Source organism: Chitinivorax tropicus (assembly GCF_014202905.1).
Lineage (GTDB): Bacteria > Pseudomonadota > Gammaproteobacteria > Burkholderiales > SCOH01 > Chitinivorax > Chitinivorax tropicus.
Window position 1 is genome coordinate 48,772 of the sequence record NZ_JACHHY010000006.1, and the last position, 19,634, is coordinate 68,405.

General features: G+C 56.7%; 19 protein-coding genes. 13 read left to right on the top strand and 6 right to left on the bottom strand.

Features of this window, described 5'->3' with window-relative positions; translation table 11 throughout:
- Position 1: 1 nt before the first annotated feature.
- The 4 genes from mrdA to HNQ59_RS06075 form a co-directional block, all read right to left on the bottom strand.
- Positions 2-1,894, bottom strand: coding sequence for a penicillin-binding protein 2 (gene mrdA / locus HNQ59_RS06060; RefSeq protein WP_184036530.1), 1,893 nt, complete (start codon positions 1,892-1,894; stop codon positions 2-4).
- Positions 1,872-2,405 carry a rod shape-determining protein MreD gene (gene mreD / locus HNQ59_RS06065; RefSeq protein WP_184036532.1) on the bottom strand — a complete coding sequence of 178 codons (534 nt, stop codon included), beginning with the start codon at positions 2,403-2,405 and terminating at the stop codon, positions 1,872-1,874. Before mreD ends, mrdA begins: the two co-directional genes overlap by 23 nt.
- A complete protein-coding gene (gene mreC / locus HNQ59_RS06070; protein ID WP_184036534.1) occupies positions 2,406-3,308 on the bottom strand; it encodes a rod shape-determining protein MreC in 903 nt (300 codons plus the stop codon).
- Positions 3,309-3,407: 99 nt separating this feature from the next.
- Positions 3,408-4,451: a rod shape-determining protein gene (locus HNQ59_RS06075; protein ID WP_137936180.1), complete on the bottom strand. Its 1,044-nt coding sequence runs from the start codon at positions 4,449-4,451 to the stop codon at positions 3,408-3,410.
- 306 nt (positions 4,452-4,757) lie between these two features.
- Here HNQ59_RS06075 and gatC point away from each other — a divergent pair, with 306 nt between their 5' ends.
- The 4 genes from gatC (at position 4,758) to gatB (ending at position 8,747) form a co-directional block, all read left to right on the top strand.
- Positions 4,758-5,045: an Asp-tRNA(Asn)/Glu-tRNA(Gln) amidotransferase subunit GatC gene (gene gatC / locus HNQ59_RS06080; protein WP_184036536.1), complete on the top strand. Its 288-nt coding sequence runs from the start codon at positions 4,758-4,760 to the stop codon at positions 5,043-5,045.
- Positions 5,046-5,201: 156 nt separating this feature from the next.
- Positions 5,202-6,653, top strand: a complete 1,452-nt coding sequence (gatA, locus tag HNQ59_RS06085) for an Asp-tRNA(Asn)/Glu-tRNA(Gln) amidotransferase subunit GatA (protein WP_184036537.1) — start codon at positions 5,202-5,204, stop codon at positions 6,651-6,653.
- A 12-nt stretch (positions 6,654-6,665) separates the two neighbouring features.
- The gene (gene rhtB, locus HNQ59_RS06090) at positions 6,666-7,289 is read left to right on the top strand and encodes a homoserine/homoserine lactone efflux protein (RefSeq protein ID WP_184036539.1); all 624 of its coding nucleotides are present in this window, start codon (positions 6,666-6,668) and stop codon (positions 7,287-7,289) included.
- 27 nt (positions 7,290-7,316) lie between these two features.
- Positions 7,317-8,747 carry an Asp-tRNA(Asn)/Glu-tRNA(Gln) amidotransferase subunit GatB gene (gene gatB, locus HNQ59_RS06095; protein WP_425491362.1) on the top strand — a complete coding sequence of 477 codons (1,431 nt, stop codon included), beginning with the start codon at positions 7,317-7,319 and terminating at the stop codon, positions 8,745-8,747.
- 72 nt (positions 8,748-8,819) lie between these two features.
- Here the strand turns inward: gatB and HNQ59_RS06100 are convergent, their stop codons facing one another.
- Complete coding sequence (locus HNQ59_RS06100) at positions 8,820-9,305, bottom strand: Mpo1 family 2-hydroxy fatty acid dioxygenase (RefSeq protein ID WP_425491357.1); 486 nt, start codon at positions 9,303-9,305, stop codon at positions 8,820-8,822.
- Between the two features lie 105 nt (positions 9,306-9,410).
- Here HNQ59_RS06100 and HNQ59_RS06105 point away from each other — a divergent pair, with 105 nt between their 5' ends.
- Entirely contained in the window at positions 9,411-10,439 is a 1,029-nt protein-coding gene (locus HNQ59_RS06105; protein ID WP_184036543.1) for an AraC family transcriptional regulator, read from the top strand.
- 3 nt (positions 10,440-10,442) lie between these two features.
- Positions 10,443-10,649 (top strand): SlyX family protein, encoded by a 207-nt coding sequence (locus HNQ59_RS06110; protein WP_184036545.1) that lies wholly within the window; start codon positions 10,443-10,445, stop codon positions 10,647-10,649.
- Positions 10,650-10,810: 161 nt separating this feature from the next.
- Here HNQ59_RS06110 and HNQ59_RS06115 read toward each other — a convergent pair whose 3' ends face one another.
- On the bottom strand, positions 10,811-11,572 hold the full coding sequence (locus HNQ59_RS06115) for an FCD domain-containing protein (protein ID WP_184036548.1): 762 nt from the start codon (positions 11,570-11,572) through the stop codon (positions 10,811-10,813).
- A gap of 322 nt (positions 11,573-11,894) precedes the next feature.
- On the opposite strand from HNQ59_RS06115, the gene HNQ59_RS06120 reads away from it, so the two are divergent.
- The 7 genes from HNQ59_RS06120 to HNQ59_RS06150 all read left to right on the top strand — a co-directional run bounded on the left by HNQ59_RS06120 (position 11,895) and on the right by HNQ59_RS06150 (position 19,534).
- Positions 11,895-12,647, top strand: coding sequence for a (Fe-S)-binding protein (locus HNQ59_RS06120; RefSeq protein ID WP_184036551.1), 753 nt, complete (start codon positions 11,895-11,897; stop codon positions 12,645-12,647).
- Positions 12,644-14,122 (top strand): LutB/LldF family L-lactate oxidation iron-sulfur protein, encoded by a 1,479-nt coding sequence (locus HNQ59_RS06125; protein ID WP_184036554.1) that lies wholly within the window; start codon positions 12,644-12,646, stop codon positions 14,120-14,122. The genes HNQ59_RS06120 and HNQ59_RS06125 overlap by 4 nt, the downstream gene beginning before the upstream one ends.
- Positions 14,119-14,793 (top strand): LUD domain-containing protein, encoded by a 675-nt coding sequence (locus tag HNQ59_RS06130; RefSeq protein ID WP_184036557.1) that lies wholly within the window; start codon positions 14,119-14,121, stop codon positions 14,791-14,793. Before HNQ59_RS06125 ends, HNQ59_RS06130 begins: the two co-directional genes overlap by 4 nt.
- Entirely contained in the window at positions 14,790-17,588 is a 2,799-nt protein-coding gene (locus tag HNQ59_RS06135) for an FAD-binding and (Fe-S)-binding domain-containing protein (protein WP_184036560.1), read from the top strand. Before HNQ59_RS06130 ends, HNQ59_RS06135 begins: the two co-directional genes overlap by 4 nt.
- 127 nt (positions 17,589-17,715) lie before the next feature.
- A complete protein-coding gene (locus HNQ59_RS06140) occupies positions 17,716-18,456 on the top strand; it encodes a pseudouridine synthase (RefSeq protein ID WP_184036563.1) in 741 nt (246 codons plus the stop codon).
- 255 nt (positions 18,457-18,711) lie between these two features.
- A complete protein-coding gene (locus tag HNQ59_RS06145; RefSeq protein ID WP_184036566.1) occupies positions 18,712-18,936 on the top strand; it encodes a hypothetical protein in 225 nt (74 codons plus the stop codon).
- Between the two features lie 76 nt (positions 18,937-19,012).
- Positions 19,013-19,534, top strand: a complete 522-nt coding sequence (locus HNQ59_RS06150; protein ID WP_184036570.1) for a hypothetical protein — start codon at positions 19,013-19,015, stop codon at positions 19,532-19,534.
- Positions 19,535-19,634 lie beyond the last annotated feature (100 nt).

The window sequence follows — 19,634 nt, forward strand, 5'->3', positions numbered from 1 at the left end:
TTCAATCACTTTCTACAGCAGCTTCTGCTGCTGGCTCTGTCGATTTCTTGCCTGCCAGATAGTAATCGAGCACCTGGCGTGCAATCGGGGCGGCGGCTTGCGCACCAAACCCGCCATTCTCGACCAGTACCACCAGGGCGATCTTCGGTTTGTCGAGTGGTGCAAAGACCATGTACCAGGCGTGATCTCGCAGATGCTCTTTGGTGGCGGAGGCAATATATTTCGCACCCTTCAGGTTGAATACCTGAGCTGTTCCGGTCTTGCCGGCTGCGATGTATGGTGCGCCACGGAATACAGTAGCGCCGGTTCCGTCTGTGTTGACGCCGGCCAGGGCACGTTTCACCACATCCAGATTGGCACGTTTCAGTGGAATCGTGGCCATCGGCTTGGGTTCGACCGCGACTTTCTGTTGGCTGACGCTGTTTTCAACAAAGCGGACGATATGGGGTTTGAAGGTGACGCCGTTGTTGGCCAGTATCGCAGTGGCTTGCGCCAGCTGCATGGGGGTGTAGTTGTTGTAGCCTTGGCCAATCGAGACGCTCACGGTATCGCCCAGCAGCCATTTCTGTTGCTCGCGTTTTTTGAAGCGTTTGGCTTTCCATTCGCGTGAGGGTAGGACGCCTGTTTTCTCGCCCTCGATGTCGATACCGGTCTTTTGGCCAAAGCTGAACTGTTTCATGAATTGAGCAATGTTATCGATGCCCAGGTCATTGGCCAGCATGTAGTAATAGGTGTCACACGACACGACGATGGAGCGGTACAAGTCCACGTAGCCGTGCCCCCCCGCTTTGTCATCCCGGAAGCGGTGCGTGCCCAGGACAAAAAAGCCGGGGTCGAAGAATGCTTGATGCGGTGTCCGCTTGTTGTATTCCAGCGCGGCGAGCGCCATAAAGGGCTTGAAGGTTGAGCCTGGCGGGTAGGTGCCCTGCAAGGCCCGGTTGTTGAGTGGCCGGTCTGGTGATTCGTTCAGCTCTTTCCACGACTGTGGGTCAATGCCGTCCACAAACAGATTGGGGTCATACCCAGGCTGTGACACCAAGGCCAGTACGCCCCCTGTTTCTGGCTCGATGGCCACCAAGGCTCCACGGCGACTTCCAAAGGCTTTCTCGGCGACTTTTTGCAGCTCGATGTCAACAGACAAGACAAGGTTGTTGCCTGCAACCGGGGCTTTGGTGCGTAAGGTGCGCACTGCACGGTTCGATGCGTCGGTTTCGACCTCGGCATAACCTGTCACGCCATGCAGCTCGCGCTCGTAACTCTGCTCGACGCCTGCTTTGCCGATATGATCCGTGCCCTTGTAATCACGCTCTTCATCCCGTGCTTTGATCCGCTCCAGGTCTTGGGTGTTGATCCGCCCGATGTAGCCAAGAAAGTGTGAGCCGACTTCGCCTTGTGGGTATTGTCGGAATAGGCGAGCGTTGATTTCCACGCCAGGAAACCGCCAGCGGTTGGCAGCAAATTTGGCGACCTCTTCGTCAGTCAGGCGGACTTTGATCGGCAGGCTGGCAAAATGCTTGTTCTCGTCCTTGAGCTTGTTGAAGCGTTTTCGATCCTTGGGGGTGATCTCAACCAGGGTGGATAGTCCGTCGATGGTCTCATCCAGATTGCTGACCTTGCTGGGCGTGATTTCGAGTGTGTAAGCCGAGTAATTGTTGGCCAGCACTACACCGTTCCGGTCAAAGATCAGGCCGCGTGTCGGGGGCACTGGCAGGATGCTGATACGGTTCGATTCCGCCAAGGTCTGATAGTGTTCATGTTGCAGTATCTGCAGCCAGACGAATCGGGCGACCAGGCCACCAAATGCGACCAATACCACCACCACCGCCACCAACAGGCGAAGCTGGAACCGGTTGCGCTCGCCCGCGCGGTCCTTAAGTACTGCTGGACGATTCATACCGATCTTTGACAGCACGCCGTTGGGGTAACTGCAGTGCGCTGACGCACAATGGCCATAGCAGCGCCCCTGCCAGGCTGGACACGAAATACCCGAGGCCGATGAAGCTGGCGCCACCGACCATACGCAGCAATACCATCATCACCTGAGCAAGCAACAGCAAAATGAAGACATGAGCGGCCTGCTGCCAGACGTTTTGCATGGACAGGCGCCGTGAGAACTGGATGGACAGGAAGCTCACCACGACATACGCCAGCGCATGTTGACCGAATACATTGGCATCTGCGATGTCCATCACCAAACCGAACAGAAATGCAAAACTGAGGCCGATCTTGCGTGGCTGGTGTGAACACCAGTAGATCAACAACAGCAGAATGAAGTCGGGGTGGATGGTCAGTGCCTTGTTATTCCATGGGATGAAATTCAAGGTAAACGCGATGATGAATGTCAGACTGATCCACCCGTTGCTGACCGGTCTGAGTATCTGGCGCGGTGTCATGGAAATCGGCATTCAATGGCCTCCTCGACGTGGCTTTTTCTTGCCTTCCTGAGGCTCCTCGGGCTCAGGTGGTGGCGGAATATCCCGCTTTTCCTTCAATATCAATAGATAACGATGCTTTTCGACATTGCCGGCTGGGCGGCATACGATACGGGCAAAATTGGATGCGCCACTCTTATCGACAGTTTGCACGATTGCAACTGGCAAACCTGGCGGGTAGGTGCCATCGATACCGGAAGTCACCAATATGTCACCCACTTGTATATCGGCATTCAATGGCAGGAACCGTACCTCCAGCTCAGTGGCCTGACCGGTGCCGAACACCACCGCCCGCAAGCCGTTACGCTGAATCTGCACAGGAACGGGCTGCCCTTTTTCTGTCAGCAGTGTGACTTCGCTCACCAACTCGTGGACGCGCGTGACCTGCCCAAGTACACCTGCGTCGTCGATCACCGGCTGGCCGGTCACGACAGCATCATGGGTGCCTCGGTTGACAATCACCTTCCGTGTGAAAGGGTCTCGTCCTGTGTAAAGGATTTCAGCAAACATGGTTTGACCAGGCAGCAGATTAGCTGAGCCCAGCAGCCCGCGCAGCCGATCATTCTCCGCTTGCAACTCGCGCATTCTCAACAGCTGAGCATTGGCCTCCAGCTGCTGATTGTGTAAACGCTCGTTCTCAGAGCGAAGCCGTGCTTGGTCGGAAAGGAAATCGGAGAGTCGATGTGCGGCAGTGATCGGCGTGGTCGCCACGACCTGTAATGGATATAGCAGTACCGATACTTTCTCCCGGACTACGTCCAATACACGATATCGGCTGTCGATGATCAACAGGGCCAACGACAACAGACCATAGATGATCAGTTTGGTCTTGGGGCTGATGCCCCGAATGAAGAACGGTGGTGCCTGATGCTCCATATCCGCCCGCTTGCGCCCCTACGTATCGAATGCTGCCTAAAGACAAGGCCCGCGCAGGCAGAGCTGGGCGGGCTGATATGATGATAAGACGTGGAACGGTCAGTCGTTGGTGAAAATACTGCCGACTGTATCCATTTTCTCCAGCGCCTTACCTGACCCACGCACCACACATGTCAGTGGATCGTCTGCGACGATGACCGGCAGGCCGGTTTCTTCCATCAACAGGCGGTCCAGATCACGTAACAGCGCCCCACCACCGGTCAGGACCATGCCTTTCTCGGCAATGTCTGCACCCAACTCCGGAGGCGTTTGTTCCAGGGCCTGTTTGACTGCGGAAACGATCTGATTGAGCGGTTCAGTCAAGGCTTCCAGGATCTCATTGGATGAGATGGTGAAGGAACGGGGAATCCCTTCGGCCAGGTTACGACCTTTCACTTCCATTTCCCGCACTTCCGCACCTGGGAAGGCTGAGCCAATGCGCTTCTTGATCTCTTCGGCAGTGGTTTCACCGATCAGCATGCCGTAATTGCGGCGGATATAGTTGATGATGGATTCATCGAACTTATCGCCACCCACCCGCACCGAGCTGGCGTAAACGATACCGCCCAGCGAGATCACGCCGACCTCGGTGGTGCCGCCACCGATATCGACCACCATAGAACCCGTGGGCTCTTCAACCGGCAGACCGGCCCCCATCGCGGCGGCCATTGGCTCCTCGATCAATGCAACTTTACGGGCACCTGCACCCAACGCCGACTCCTTGATGGCACGGCGCTCCACCTGGGTCGAGCCGCAAGGCACGCAGATCACGATACGAGGGCTGGGAGAAAACAACTTGGAAGGACTGACTTTACGGATGAACTGCTTGAGCATCTGCTCGGTGATGGTGAAATCGGCAATCACACCATCTTTCATTGGGCGGATTGCGGAGATCGAGCCAGGGGTACGCCCCAGCATCTTTTTTGCCTCCAGACCGACTGCCAGGATATGTTTCTTGGCATTGGGGCCGCCTTCCTGCAGGATCGACACCACGGATGGCTCATCCAGCACTATGCCTTTGCCCAGCACATAGATCAGAGTGTTGGCCGTACCGAGGTCAATCGCCAAATCATTCGAGAAGTAACCGCTAAAAGAACGCAACATGACAAAATTCCGAGATTAACTGGTCGCAATCAAAGCCTGCGGGCGTTGCTATGACGCCATCAGGCGACATTCGGTTCAACGGCCGAGAGAATTCCTGTTTTCTGTAACTTGAGGCCAACCACCCCATGAATGCACCATTATAGGTGTTGAAGCGAGCGAGCGGCTCGCGGGGTGGCGGCACTTGAGTATCGGGCGCTATCGGCAGGCCTTACAGCCACACCAACAGAGCCTAGGCACTTGGGGCCTGCAAGCGGTGTATGATACCTTAGCACCGGTGAACAATTAAAGCTGTATTGAGAGGAATTTATGTCGCTTTCGCTCGACGATGTGAAGCGCATCGCCAATTTGTCGCGACTTGATGTAAGCGATGCCGAGGCAGAACAAGTCCTGGCCAAGCTCAACGGCATTTTTGGCTTGATTGAGGAAATGCGCGCCGTGGACACCACAGGCGTGGCGCCAATGAGTCACGCGCAAGACGTTTACCTGCGTCTGCGGGAGGATGTCGTGACGGAGACAGATCGTCGGGATGCATTCCAGGCGGTCGCGCCACAAACCGAGGCGGGCTTGTATCTGGTGCCCAAGGTCATCGAATAACCGTAGTGTTGACTTTCTGCCAGGCTTTTCTGTCTCCCTGGCAAGGCGGTGCATGGCTCTGAGTGCCTATCACCCACACCAAGACAACGTATTTGTCAGCCGCGCTGCTTGTGCCATGTGATTGCCAGGCTGCGCGCTATTGATAAAGAACACAGCATGATTGAATCCAGTCTCAAACAACTCTCGACGGCCTTGCAGGCCAAACAGCTCTCCAGTGTCGAACTGACCAGGCTGTACTTGGATCGCATTTCCAGCCTGAACCCGACATTGAATGCCTTCATTACGGTTGATCCTGACAAATCACTGGCCATGGCCGCCGCTGCCGATGCACGTATTGCCGCAGGTCAGGCAGGCCCGTTGACTGGGGTGCCCATTGCACACAAGGACATTTTCTGTACGGAAGGCTGGCTGACCTCGGCGGGCTCCAAGATCCTGTCCAACTTTGTCTCACCCTACAATGCCCACGTGATCGAGCAATTCAATGCTGCAGGCAGCGTGATTCTGGGCAAATTGAACATGGACGAGTTCGCCATGGGCTCCTCCAATGAGAACAGCTATTACGGCCCGGTGAAAAATCCGTGGGATCTGCAGGCTGTGCCGGGTGGCAGCTCGGGTGGCTCAGCTGCGGCGGTGGCGGCGCGTCTTGCCCCTGCGGTCACCGCAACCGATACCGGCGGCTCGATTCGCCAGCCGGCGGGTTTTTGCGGTGTGACTGGCATCAAACCTACGTATGGCAATGTGTCGCGTTACGGCATGATTGCCTTTGCATCCAGCTTGGATCAAGGCGGGCCGATCGCCAAGACAGCCGAAGACTGCGCTTTGTTGTTGAATGTCATGGCAGGCTTTGATGCACGCGATGCGACTAGCCTGGATCGTCCTAAGGAGGACTACACCCGTGACCTGGCGCAGCCGTTGACTGGTTTGAGGATAGGCTTGCCGAAAGAGTATTTTGGCGATGGGCTGTCAAATGATGTGGCTGCTGCAATCGACACAGCGATCGGTGAATTCAAGAAGTTGGGTGCCGAAGTGGTGGAGGTCAGCCTGCCACGCAGCCGTTTGGCGATTGCTGCGTATTATGTGATTGCCCCTGCCGAGGCATCCAGCAACCTGTCGCGTTTCGATGGCGTGCGTTATGGGCGCCGTGCGGCTGAGTATACCGACCTGAACGACATGTATAAGAAGTCGCGTGCCGAAGGCTTTGGCACAGAGGTCAAGCGCCGCATCCTGACTGGTACTTACGTGCTGTCGCATGGTTATTACGATGCGTATTACATCAAGGCGCAACAGCTGCGTCGCCTGATTGCCAACGATTTTCAGGATGCCCTGAAGCAATGTGATGTGATCATGGGGCCAGTCGCCCCCACCGTGGCGTGGAATCTGGGTGAGAAAGCTGACGACCCGGTAGCCATGTATCTGGCGGATATCTACACGCTGGCGATCAATCTGGCGGGCCTGCCTGGCATGAGCATTCCTGTGGGTTTCGGTGCGAAGCACCGCCCGGTGGGTCTGCAGATCATCGGCAATTATTTTGCTGAAGCCAAGATGCTGAACATCGCTCATCAGTACCAGCAGGCGACCGACTGGCATCTGCAAGCACCAGCGCTGTAATCGGGAGCCGCCATGACGCTACAGACCTGGCTTGCTTTCTTTGTCGCCTGCTGGTTGATCAGCCTGTCGCCTGGCGCGGGGGCGATCAAGGCGATGAGCACCGGTATGCGTTATGGCTACCGCAAGGGGTTGTATAACATTTTGGGCTTGCAACTGGGCGTGTTGTTCCTGATTGCGATTGTGGCAATCGGGTTGGGCGCCTTGCTGGCAGCCAGCACACTTGCCTTCAATGTTATCAAGTGGTTTGGCGTGGTGTACCTGATCTGGCTAGGCATTCAGCAATGGCGGGCTGAAGCCACCCCGATGGTGTTCGAGTCAGATCATGGCGCTTCGCCTCGGCAGTTGATATTGGAAGGGTTTCTGGTCAATGCCAGCAACCCGAAGGGCATCATCTTCATGCTGGCGGTGCTGCCCCAGTTCATCAACCCCCATGCCCCACAGTTACCGCAATATCTGATTTGCGCTGCCAGCCTGACTTTTACGGATCTGGTCGTGATGAGCGGCTACACCTTGCTGGCATCGAAAGTATTGAGCGCATTGCGTGAAGCGCACCATGTGAAATGGTTGAACCGCACCTTTGGCGCCCTGTTCATTGGCGCTGGAGCTTTGCTGGCAGCCTTCAAACGCAGTGCATGAACCCATTGAACCGACATTGAGAACACAATCATGAAGTGGGAAGTCGTTATCGGTCTGGAAGTCCATACCCAGCTCTCGACCCAATCCAAAATCTTTTCCGGTAGTTCGACCGCTTTTGGTGCCGAGCCTAACCGCCAAGCCAGTGCGGTGGATATCGCACTGCCAGGCGTGCTACCCGTTTTGAATCGTGGCGCGGTGGAGCGTGCCATCCAGTTCGGGCTGGCGATTGGCGCCAAGATCAATCAAAAATCGATCTTCGCCCGTAAGAATTACTTCTACCCTGACTTGCCAAAAGGCTACCAGATCAGCCAGTTTGAGCTGCCGGTGGTTGAAGGGGGCTCGTTGACCATTCAGGTTGGCGATCAGGAAAAAACCATCAACCTGACCCGTGCGCATCTGGAAGAGGATGCAGGGAAGAGCCTGCACGAAGACTTCCATGGTATGTCCGGCATTGACCTGAACCGTGCCGGTACGCCGTTGCTGGAGATTGTCTCCGAACCGGAAATGCGGTCCGCCGCTGAAGCCGTGGCCTATGCCAAACAGCTGCACAGCCTGGTGACCTGGTTGGGTATTTGCGATGGCAATATGCAGGAAGGTAGCTTCCGAGTGGATGCCAACGTGTCGGTTCGCCCTGAAGGCCAACAGGAATTCGGCACCCGCCGTGAGATCAAAAACCTGAACAGTTTCAAGTTTTTGCAACAGGCCATCGAATACGAAGTGGACTGGCAGATCAACGAAATCGAAGATGGCAGGAAGATCGTGCAGGCCACCGTGCTGTTTGACCCAGCCACGGGTAAGACACGCATGATGCGTACCAAAGAGGACGCGCACGATTATCGTTATTTCCCTGATCCCGATCTGCTGCCCTTGTATATCGATGATGCCTGGATCGAGCGCACCAAGGCCGGCATGCCCGAGTTGCCTGCCGCCATGAAGCAACGTTTCATGTCGCAATACGGCCTGCCTGCCTACGATGCGACCACGTTGACCGCCACCAAAGCCATGGCTGCCTTCTTTGAGGCGACCGTGGCTGCAGGCGCTGATGCCAAGTTGGCTGCCAACTGGCTGATGGGTGAAGTCTCTGCCAACCTCAATCGTGAAGAGAAGGAATTGGCTGATTGCCCGCTGACACCAGCGATGTTGGCTGGCTTGATCAAGCGTATCAGCGACGGCACCATCTCCAACAAGATTGCGAAGGATGTGTTTGGCGCCATGTGGGCGGGCGAGGGTGAGGCTGATGCCATCATCGATGCCAAGGGCTTGAAACAGGTGACTGACACCGGGGCCATCGAAGCCATCATTGATGAAGTCCTGGCTGCCAATGCGAATATGGTTGCCGAGTTCAAATCAGGTAAAGAGAAGGCATTCAACGCGCTGGTCGGGCAAGTGATGAAGGCCAGTAAGGGCAAAGCCAACCCGGCACAGGTCAATGAGCTGATGAAGAAAAAGCTCAGTTGATGAAGCCGCAGTTGAAGCAAAAAACGCCGGTCAACGGCGTTTTTTGTTATGTGGCGGACACCACCACATGCATCAGAAGCGGATATGCAGGGCGCGATAGAGTGGCGCCAGTGTCCAGGCGGGCGCAATGAGCAGGAACTGCAGATCCTGCAAAAACGATGGTTTTTTCCCTTCGATCGCATGGCCGATGAACTGGCCGATCCAGGCCAGCACAAAGATCACGATGGACAGTTGCAGGATATCGACCCCTGCCAGCTGGAGCCAGCCCAACAGTGCCAGATTGGCGATACACATCAATGCCATGCCGACGGCCATAGGCCTGGACAATCGCAGATAGAACCCAAGCCCGAGCAGGAAAACGACGGTCGCCAGGTTGCCATAGCCCACTCCGCCCATCGAGATTGATGATCGGATGGCATCAGGCACTGGCAACATCCAGAACAGACCAAACACGGTGAAGACGATCGTTGGCACGCAGATTTTATGGATGAGTATATTGATAGGGTGCTGATGACTTTCGCCATAGCGGGCCAGCCAGTCTTGCAGGCTCATGGTCATTCTCCTAAACAGATTGCCCCGTGATTATCAAGCGCGTGCTTGATGCGTGCTTGATCTGATAACCTGTGGAATTGACTTCACGGAAACAGCGTATTTGGCGCAGATATGCCTACACTGATCACCCCTACCGTCGCCTTTAGCTGGGTACATGGCATTTTGGATGCTGCCGCTATGCAGGGCGTGCCGCAGCGGCATTTGGCAGATCTTGCCGGGGTGCCGGTGACATCTCCCGCCCATGGTCGGTTGCCGATCGATCAGGTGGTCAGGCTGTGGCGGCTGGCAGCCGAGCTGAGTGGTGATGCGCTGTTCGGCTTGCACATGGGCGAACACATCAAACCTGCCAGCTTCAATGTGGTCGCCTTCACGCTATTGTCTGCCGCCAATCTCCGGGCTGCCATCCGCCACATGCAGCGCTACCAGCGCTTGATCAGCGACGCGGCACGCCTGCAATTGTTGGAGGGAGATGAAATCAGCTGGTTGGTGTATCACCCCCAGCCTGGTGTGCTGGCCTTTTCGCCGCATCAGGTGGAAGCCGCGTTGGCCACAGTTCTCACCGCTGGTCGCTGGATTTTGAATCGACCGCTGGTTCCGCTACAGGTCCGGTTCCGTCATACAGCCCTGGGCTCATCGAGTGAATACCGCCGTGTATTGGGTTGTGATCCTGGCTTTGAAGCATCGTTTGATGGTATTGCCCTCTCGACAGCTCAATTGGAACAAGCGTTGCCAGCCGCCGACCCCATGCTGTTCCAGCTTCATCAACGCTTTGCCGAGCAGCACTTGTCCAACCTGGATCAACATGAGCCTTGGGCGAGTCGTACCCGATATGCGCTGATGGCCTGCTTGGCGCAAGGTGTCTTGGATCGGGAAGCCGTCGCTGCCGCCATGGGCTTGACCGGCAAGCAGCTGCAACACCGCTTGGCGCAAGAACAGGCCAGCTTTTCGGCGGTATTGGACATGGCCCGGCGTGATTTGGCCCTGGAATGGGTCAAGCAGCGTACCGAGCCATTGGCGGCGCTGGCGGATCGGCTGGGCTTTGCTGAGCAAAGCGTATTCAATCGGGCGTTCCGACGGTGGACAGGGCTGACCCCAGGCGCGTATCGTGATCAGTCCCGATCACTTGCTGATGAAAGCTAGCCCATGGAAGACAGAATGAACGAGCTGGAGATCAAACTCAGCTTTCAGGAAGACCTGCTCGATACCTTGAACGAAACCGTTGTCCTGCAACAGCAGCAGCTCGATAGCTTGCAACGGCAGTTTCAACTGCTCTATCAGGAGCTTCGTACCATGAAAGACCAGGTTGGCGAAGGCCGTCCACCCGCCAATGATCCCCCGCCCCATTATTGATGACGGGGGCCAGGGTGGTCTGGGTTGCATTGACATGGTTTCATGATCTTGGCCCAGTCAACTGGGCCGGTCTGGATGCCACAGGTGCTGTGTAGCAGGCCATGAAATCATGTCGGCGGAGCTTGGCTTGGATCGGTGGTGGTCAGGCCGACAGACTGGCTTCAATCCCCCATCAGCTTCAGCCGCATCTCAGCGCGTGCTTGGCGGCGTTTTTCCACGTCGAGTTCCATCAGTGCTTCCTCTGCATAGCGGACGTGGGTGCCGCTGGCTTGACGGGCAGCCACTGGGTCGCGATCCATGATGGCTTGGAAGATGGCGGCGTGCTGGGCCATGATGGTGTCGCGCGTGGTGTGGCGGGTATACAGCCCACCCAGATTGGTCACCACATTGTGTCTCAGCAAGCCAAACAGCCCTCGGATGGTATGCAGAAAGACCACGTTCTGGCTGGCCTCTGCGATCGCCAAGTGAAATCCGGCGTCTGCTTCGGCCTCCTGGGCATGATCCGCTGAGCGGTAGGTAGTCTGGAGTTGTTCGTAGGCATGGCTGATATTCGCACGATCTGCTTCAGTGGCGCGTTCGGCGGCATAGTAGGCCATGGCTGTCTCGATGGTGTGGCGGAACTCCAATAGATCGAAATGCACGGTGGCATCCTGCTGCATCAACGCCAGCAGAGGGTCGTACCAGGTTGCGCCCAGGCCGGTGCTGACGTAATTTCCCCCGCCTTGGCGGCTGCGGATCAGCCCTTTGGCCACGAGCTTCTGGATGGCCTCACGGACTGAGGGGCGCGACACGCCAAATTGCTCGGCCAAGTGGCGCTCGGCGGGCAGTCGCTGATTTTCTTTCAGGACACCTTCCAAAATCATTCTTTGCAGACGTTCGACGATTTCGTCCGCGACACGGCGTGGTTTGATTTCTTGAAACATGCGTCACCTGAAAATTGGTCATACCAATTAACTGAACTCGATGCGATTGTGCCCGACAACAGGTTTGCCACCCTGCAAGGGGTATCACTCGATGCTATCTGGCCAGCTTGGCCTTCGCAGGTGGAAATGGGCACCACATTGACGATAACACATTGTTCAGGCTCGCTTGGCGGAATCATGCGTATCAATCAGTTGGGTGGAAGTCGTTTCGCGTGTGCCTGTGTCTTGACAGCGTGCAGCGCATTGTGTCGAATGAACTGTCAGTCGTATAAATTGGTATGACCAATAGGCCGGGATTGATCAGCTTCATGAAGGAGTTGGAATGCAGGATGTGTGTGCAAAGCAGGTTTATCTATTCGGCACCTGCTTGGTGGATGTGTTCTTCCCGCAGGCCGGGATGGATGCCCTGGCCTTGATCGAACAGGCCGGGGTGCGGGTACATTTTCCGGATGCCCAATCTTGCTGCGGACAACCTGCCTATACCAGCGGCTACCCCGATGAAGCCCGCCGGGTTGCCTGGTCACAGATCAGGCTGTTTCCAAACGATTGGCCGATCATTGTGCTGTCCGGCTCGTGTGCGGGCATGATGAAACATCATTACCCGAAGTTGTTTGAGCGTGGCACCACGCAATGGGCTGCAGCCCAGGATGTCAGCCGTCGTGTTGTCGAGCTGACCGACTATCTGGTGAACGATCTGGATATCCAGCTTAACGATCTTGGCCCCGCCATCAAGGTTGCATTGCATACGGCCTGCTCGGCCCGCCGTGAAATGGAGACTTTGCAGTGTGGGCTGGCACTGCTTGATCGGCTGCGTCATGTGCAATTGATGAATCATGAAAGGGAAGCGGAATGCTGTGGTTTTGGTGGTACGTTTTCCATCAAGCACCCGGCCATCTCGGCGGCCATGGTGGCTGACAAGGTGCAAGCCCTGCTGGATTGTGGCGCCCAGCAGCTTGTCAGCGCCGATTGTGGCTGCTTGCTGAACATCAATGGGGCTTTGGCTCATCGGGGTGAGGCATTGCAGGGCGAACACATCATCAGCTTTGTGCGGCGGCGCTGTGAGGGCGGGGTATGAGGACTGCAGCGCAACCCACTGCGACTGGGCTGGAGGCCGCGCAGCCTGTCGTTGTCACGCAAAGCCCATTCAAAGAGCGTGCCCAGGCAGCCCTGTGCGATCGCTCGCTGCGGCAGAGTTTCCGTGGTGCGATGGATTTTCTGACCGCCAAACGCGCAGGTGTATTCGATGACCCGGCAGAGTGGCAGGCGCTCAGTCAGCTGGGCGAGCATATTCGTCAGCGTGCTTTATCAAAGCTGCCGGATCTGCTGGAACAACTGGAACACCGCTGCCAGCAGAACGGTATCCATGTGCATTGGGCGGAATCCACCGAGCAAGCCAATCAAGTGGTGCATGGCATTCTGGCCCAACATCAGGCGACGCAGGTGGTCAAAGGCAAATCGATGGTCAGTGAAGAGATGGCGCTGAACCATTATCTGGCTGAGCGTGGCGTGGCGTGTCTGGAATCAGACATGGGGGAATACATTGTGCAACTGGCAGGGGAGACGCCATCGCACATCATCATGCCCGCCATCCACAAAAGCAAGGCCCAGATTGCCGCGCTGTTTGCTGAGCACCTGCCGGGCGTGCCCTACACCGAAGATGTCGATGCACTGATCCAGATAGGGCGACAGGTATTACGGCAGAAGTTTCTGGACGCGGAAGTGGGCATCTCTGGTGTGAATTTTGCCGTGGCGGAGACAGGCACCCTGTGTCTGGTCGAGAACGAAGGCAATGGCCGGATGTGCACCACTGTGCCCAAGGTACATATTGCCGTGATGGGTATCGAGAAAGTGGTCGAAAAGCTGATCGATGTCGCGCCGCTCTATAGCCTGCTGACCCGCTCGGCCACTGGGCAGATCGTCAGTACCTACCTGAATCTGATCAACGGCCCAAGGCGACCGGGTGAGCTGGATGGCCCGCAGGAAGTCCATCTGGTGTTGCTGGACAATGGCCGCAGCCAAGCCTTTGCCGACACGCAGCTGCGGGCCACTTTGCAGTGCATCCGCTGCGGGGCCTGCATGAATCATTGCCCTGTCTACGCCCGCATAGGTGGCCATGCGTATGGCACGGTCTACCCTGGCCCGATCGGTCAGATCATCTCGCCGCATCTGCTGGGTTTACAAGCGACACCGGCTTTGCCGGGGGCATCGTCACTGTGTGGGGCGTGCGGCGATGTGTGCCCGGTCAAGATCCCGATTCCAGCCTTGCTCACCCGATTACGTACCGAAGCCGCCCGCCCAGCCAACGAGCAGCCGCATGCCATGCGTGGCCAGGGTGCCAATGCCAACCTGCGTGAACGTCAGTTGTGGCGTTGGTGGCGCTGGCTGAATACCTCGCCCATAGCCTATCGCTTGCTGACGTGGTTGTTAAGCCGTGCACGACATCACCTGCCCAAGCAGCTCAAGCCCTGGACACAAGTGCGCACCCTGCCCAGGCCCGCGCCCAAGACTCTGCATGAGTTGATGCGGCAACGTACCGGGAGAACATCGTGAGCGCCAAGGCCAATATTTTGCAGGCGTTACGCCAAGGCTTGGCGAATGCGCCAGGCCCGCTGGGCGACAGTGATTATCAGGCGGCCATCGCACCCTATGCGTTTACCCATGCTGATGCAGTCACGCGGGTCAAGCAATTGCTGTGTGCTGCCCATGCAGAGGTGATCGACAGCACACATGACACTTGGCCTGCTGACCTGACCCGCGTTTTACAGCAGACTGGCATGCCAGCCACCTTATTGGCACCACAAACTGACTGTACCTTGGCTCTGCGCGCCTATTGGGCGGATCGACATGATGTGCCTTCGCTCAGGCTGTTCGATCAGGCCATCGACTGCTGGAAGGCTGATCTGTTCCAGATCGACGCGGCCCTGACCGAATGCGAGGGGGCGATTGCCGCGACCGGCTCGCTGATCATCTGGCCCACTCCCCAGGCCCCACGCACACTGTCGTTGGTGCCACCGCTCCATATCGTGCTGTGGCAGACCCGATCCGTGTGGAATACGCTGTTTGAGGCCATGCAGCAGGCCGAGTGGGCCAGTCGGCTTCCCACCAATGCGCTGTTGGTGTCCGGGCCATCCAAAACAGCAGATATCCAGCAAACCCTGGCTTATGGGGCGCACGGCCCGAAACGGTTGATTGTGCTGGCCATTGACGAGCCCTGCCCATGAGCCCCGCTCACCAAGCGTTGTTACAGATACTGCGGCGATTCCTGCCCGCTGATCGGCTGATCACCGACCCACTGCGCACCTATGCTTACGGCACCGATGCCAGCTGCTACCGACTGACTCCGCAAATCGTGGCCAAGGTCGAAACCGAGCAGGAGGTGATCCAACTGCTGCAGGCGGCACGTGCGGCGGCGGTTGCGGTGACCTTTCGCGCGGCGGGCACCAGTTTGTCCGGGCAGGCCATCAGTGATTCGGTGCTGGTGATACTGGGTGATGGCTGGCGGGGCATTGAGATCGAGCACCATGGCGGACGGGTCCGGCTTCAGCCAGGGGTGGTCGGTGCACACGCCAATCGCGCTCTGGCACCCTATCGACGCAAGATCGGCCCTGATCCGGCCTCGATCAACACTTGCAAGATCGGGGGCATTGCCGCCAACAATGCCAGCGGGATGTGTTGTGGCATCGTGCACAACTCATACCATACCCTGGCGGCCATCCGCGTCATTTTCACAGACGGTACGGTGTTGGATACCGGCGATGCAGCAAGCATCGCGCGGTTTCGCCAGACCCACCAGCCCTTGCTCAATACCCTGGCTGATCTCGGGCAGCTGGCGAAAAACAACAGTACGCTGGCTGAAAAGATCCAGCATAAATATCGCCTGAAAAATACCACGGGCTATAGCCTGAATGCCTTGGTCGATTTCACCGATCCCATCGATATACTCGCGCACCTGATGATTGGCTCGGAGGGCACGCTTGGCTTCATCGCCAGCATCACCTATCACACCGTGGAAGACCTTCAGGACAAGGCATCATGTCTGGTTGCGTTTCCTGACATCCACACCTGCTGCGAAGCCGTTGCTGCACTGAAAGCCAGCCCTGTGGCTGCGATCGAGCTGATGGATCGTGCTGGTCTGCGTTCCGTGGAGACAAAGCCGGGTCTACCTGAGTTTGTCCGGGGCCTAAGCCCAACTGCGAGCGCCTTACTGATCGAAACCCGTGCCCAAGATGCAGCCCAGCTCGCAACGCAGATGGCGGCCATTGAGGCGATACTGGCGCAATTTCAGCAAGAGGCGGCAGTTGCGTTCACCCGTGATCCCATCGTCTGCGAGCAGCTTTGGGCGATTCGCAAAGGCATGTTCCCGGCGATCGGTGCGGTGCGGGACACTGGCAGCACCGTGATCATTGAAGATGTCGCTTTCCCGATTGCCAGGCTGGCTGAGGGGGTGCAGCGGCTGCAAGCGTTGTTCCAGCAACATGGATATCACGAGGCCATCATCTTTGGGCATGCGCTGGAAGGCAACTTGCACTTTGTCTTTACCCAGCGCTTTGATGACCCTGGGCAGGTGGCCCGATACCAGGCGTTCATGGCCGACATTGCACGCCTGGTGGCGGTTGAATTGGGTGGATCGCTCAAAGCTGAACATGGTACCGGGCGCAATATGGCACCATTTGTCGAGCTGGAGTGGGGGAGCGAGGGGGTTGCATTGATGCGCGCCCTCAAACGGGCGTTCGACCCGACAGGGATCTTGAACCCGGATGTGGTGTTGTCTGATGATGCCGAGATCCACCTCAAGCACTTGAAAGCCTTGCCTGCGGCCCACCCGGTTGTCGATAAATGTATCGAATGCGGCTTTTGCGAGCCGGTGTGCCCCGCACATCAGCTGACACTCAGTCCCCGCCAGCGCATTGTCATCTGGCGCGAGATCCAGCGCCTGCGGCGTGACGCACCAAACAGCCCTAGGCTGGCCTCATTGGAGAAGGACTACACCTGGCTGGGGTTGGACACCTGCGCAGCTACCGGTCTGTGCGCCTTGCAGTGCCCTGTCGGAATCAATACCGGTGAATTGGTGCGTAGCCTGCGTGGCGAGCAAGATCGCTATCGGCACGCAGGCAGCATGGACGGCGTCCGCCTGAAGCTGTGGCTGGCAGACAGCGTGCATCAGCTGCTTGGTACCCGCCAGATGCAGCGCTGGGCGTATCGGTTGCGTCATTGGTTTGGCAAGCGCCTGCCACTCTGGACGCCCGCCTTGCCACAGCCAATCCACTTTGTGCCACCTAGGGCAGATCACACCAGTACACGGCCCCGCGTCGTGTATTTCACCAGCTGCATGAACCGGGTCATGGGCCCCGCCCGAGGGGACAGTGAGCAACAGCCGCTGGCTGACAAGACAATTGCGCTGCTGCGTAAAGCAGGGTTTGAAGTGATCATGCCCACGGACTTGGATGGGCTGTGCTGTGGGCAGCCGCTGGCATCACAAGGGCGTGATGAAGAGGCCGATACCCAGCTGAGACAGGTTGAGATGGCACTGTTGGCGGCCTCGCGGCAAGGGCAGGACCCGATCTATCTCGATACCAGCCCCTGTGCGTTACGGTTGATCCGTAAGCTCGACTCACGGCTGAGCGTGTATGACCCGGTCGCCTTCATTCATACCTTTCTGTTGGACAGGCTGGACTTCCACCCCCAAGCCGAGTCGGTGGCGGTGCATGTGACCTGCAGCACAACCCACTTGGACCAGGGCCAGGCGTTGATCGAGCTGGCCCGGCGCTGTGCCCGTTCAGTGGTGGTGCCGCCTGATGTCAGCTGTTGCGGATTCGCGGGCGACAAGGGCCTGACCACGCCTGAGCTGAATGCCCATGCCCTGCGCTTTCTGAAATCGGCCTTACCGGCCAATTGTCACGAGGGCGTCTCCACCAGCCGCACCTGTGAGATCGGCCTGTCGCACCATGCAGGGCTGCCATACCACAGCATTGTCTATCTCGTTGACCGCTGCACCACCCCCAAGCAGACACCGTGATGCCGACGCCGCTCATTTTTACCCAGTCCGGTGCTGACCATGACGCACCTAGACACAGCCTGGTCTATTCAAGCCGCGCCGGGTTCAGTACCATCGCCACCAATTGGAAACTGGATCGGGCGGTAAAGTGGCAAAACAGAGCCTCACGTTGGAGCGCATTTTGCAATCACAAGGGTTTGGCAGCCGGAAGGCATGTCGGCAGCTGATTGAATCGGCTGGCGTCAGTGTGAATGGCGTGGCGTGCGATGACCCGCAGACCGTGTTCGATCTGGCAGGGTTGCAGTTTGCAGTGGATGGCGTGACATGGGCTTATCGGCCTCAGGTCTACCTGATGCTGCATAAACCAGCAGGATTCGAGTGCTCGCGTAATCCGCAGCACCATCCATCGGTATTGAGCCTGCTGCCAGCCCAGCTGATCGAGCGAGGCGTGCAATGCGTCGGTCGATTGGATGAAGACACGACGGGCTTGCTATTGCTGACCGATGACGGCCCTTGGCTGCATGCCTTGACCCACCCACGTCGTCATGTGCCAAAGCGCTATCTGGCGATGTTGAAACACCCATTGACTGATGACATGGTGGCGCAATTGCAGAAGGGCGTTCTGCTACATGGTGAAACCACTCCGCTGGCCGCACGAGATGCCGCCAGGGCTGCAGACAGCACACTGGCGTTGACCATTGAGCAAGGGAAGTATCATCAGGTCAAACGGATGGTCGCTGCAGTCGGCAACCGCGTCACACAACTGCATCGGGCACAGATCGGCTACCTGAGCCTAGGAGATTTGCCGATAGGGCAATGGTGCTATCTGACTGACGAAGAGGTGCGGTTGGCCATGCAAGATCCCACCCCCGTTGATTCGAGATCGTGATCCCGCCTTCAGACCTTGCCGGCACCGTGTCGGCCAGATCATCAAACCATGCCAAAAGCCTCCCACAAACCAATAGCAAAAGTAATGAAAGTAATGACCAACTGAGGTATTATCATTTCCCTTGATGTCCATTAAATGGACGGAAATTGGCTGAAATTTAGTCTAATCATGGATGATGGGTGGCAGTGAACTTGGTTACGAAAAGATTGCCGAACCTATGACTGAAATTGGTGAAGTAGTAACAGGAGGCTCACTATGGCACGAGTACTGATTGATGATGCACTCATCGAGAAGATGCAGAAGACTTTGGATACTAATGATGGCGCTGCGAAGATCTCTGAGGAAGCGTTGACGCTACTTTATTGGGCTGCGAACGAGGTGAAGAGCGGGCGGGCTATCGTATCAGTGGATATGACGGGTCAAGACAAGGCGATCCATAAACTGGCCATGCCTGCATTGATGAAGTTAGAAGCAGCATAAGTTCCAAGCCATTCGGAACCATGGCCGGTGTTGTAGGTGACTGCAATACCGGCTTTTTCTTGGATAGGGAGGAAAAATGACATCCGAAAATAAGCAGGAGGAAGGGGCACAGATAAACCGAATACTTCAAGGGCTGGGGGTTAATGACACAGGCAATGTAAAGGTTGAAGTAAAAGATATCTCGAAAACCAATCTTATCCAGAAAGGGTTTGGCGTAACCGAAGAGGCGCCGCCAATCACGAAGATTGGTTATAGGCTATCGACGTTTGTTTTGTCGATGGTGATTGGTGCCGGTTTGCTTCTGATTTTCATGATTGGGGTGCAAGAGTTATGGATTTTCCCATCTCAAAAACAGCAGCTGTGGAACACGATCACCCGTCTTGAAAATGGACCGCTACTCACAACATGTGATCCTAGATGTGAAAAGCTGATAGAAACGACCAAGCTGGCAATAGAAGCACTTTCAAAGCAGCATCAGGAAGCAAGGCAGTTTTACCTCCAGCTTTTACAAATCATTCTCTTGAATATGTTGCTGCCCCTCGTAACGGCATTGTTTGGATATATCTTCGGAAGTAAGCAGGCTGAATCCAAGGGTTAGAAGAGATCGGGGCTTATACCAGATACTCCATACCAATACGAAACTGTCAGAGCAGCTCAGGCTTGATACTGATTCGTGAGCCTGCCGAAGAGTTGCGGCT

Bases quoted from the DNA above. Each gene is read 5' to 3' on its own strand.
- mrdA (WP_184036530.1), bottom strand. From the start codon at position 1,894: ATGAATCGTCCAGCAGTACTTAAGGACCGCGCGGGCGAGCGCAACCGG.
- mreD (WP_184036532.1), bottom strand. From the start codon at position 2,405: ATGCCGATTTCCATGACACCGCGCCAGATACTCAGACCGGTCAGCAAC.
- mreC (WP_184036534.1), bottom strand. From the start codon at position 3,308: ATGGAGCATCAGGCACCACCGTTCTTCATTCGGGGCATCAGCCCCAAG.
- HNQ59_RS06075 (WP_137936180.1), bottom strand. From the start codon at position 4,451: ATGTTGCGTTCTTTTAGCGGTTACTTCTCGAATGATTTGGCGATTGAC.
- gatC (WP_184036536.1), top strand. From the start codon at position 4,758: ATGTCGCTTTCGCTCGACGATGTGAAGCGCATCGCCAATTTGTCGCGA.
- gatA (WP_184036537.1), top strand. From the start codon at position 5,202: ATGATTGAATCCAGTCTCAAACAACTCTCGACGGCCTTGCAGGCCAAA.
- rhtB (WP_184036539.1), top strand. From the start codon at position 6,666: ATGACGCTACAGACCTGGCTTGCTTTCTTTGTCGCCTGCTGGTTGATC.
- HNQ59_RS06100 (WP_425491357.1), bottom strand. From the start codon at position 9,305: ATGACCATGAGCCTGCAAGACTGGCTGGCCCGCTATGGCGAAAGTCAT.
- HNQ59_RS06105 (WP_184036543.1), top strand. From the start codon at position 9,411: ATGCCTACACTGATCACCCCTACCGTCGCCTTTAGCTGGGTACATGGC.
- HNQ59_RS06110 (WP_184036545.1), top strand. From the start codon at position 10,443: ATGGAAGACAGAATGAACGAGCTGGAGATCAAACTCAGCTTTCAGGAA.
- HNQ59_RS06115 (WP_184036548.1), bottom strand. From the start codon at position 11,572: ATGTTTCAAGAAATCAAACCACGCCGTGTCGCGGACGAAATCGTCGAA.
- HNQ59_RS06120 (WP_184036551.1), top strand. From the start codon at position 11,895: ATGCAGGATGTGTGTGCAAAGCAGGTTTATCTATTCGGCACCTGCTTG.
- HNQ59_RS06125 (WP_184036554.1), top strand. From the start codon at position 12,644: ATGAGGACTGCAGCGCAACCCACTGCGACTGGGCTGGAGGCCGCGCAG.
- HNQ59_RS06135 (WP_184036560.1), top strand. From the start codon at position 14,790: ATGAGCCCCGCTCACCAAGCGTTGTTACAGATACTGCGGCGATTCCTG.
- HNQ59_RS06145 (WP_184036566.1), top strand. From the start codon at position 18,712: ATGGCACGAGTACTGATTGATGATGCACTCATCGAGAAGATGCAGAAG.
- HNQ59_RS06150 (WP_184036570.1), top strand. From the start codon at position 19,013: ATGACATCCGAAAATAAGCAGGAGGAAGGGGCACAGATAAACCGAATA.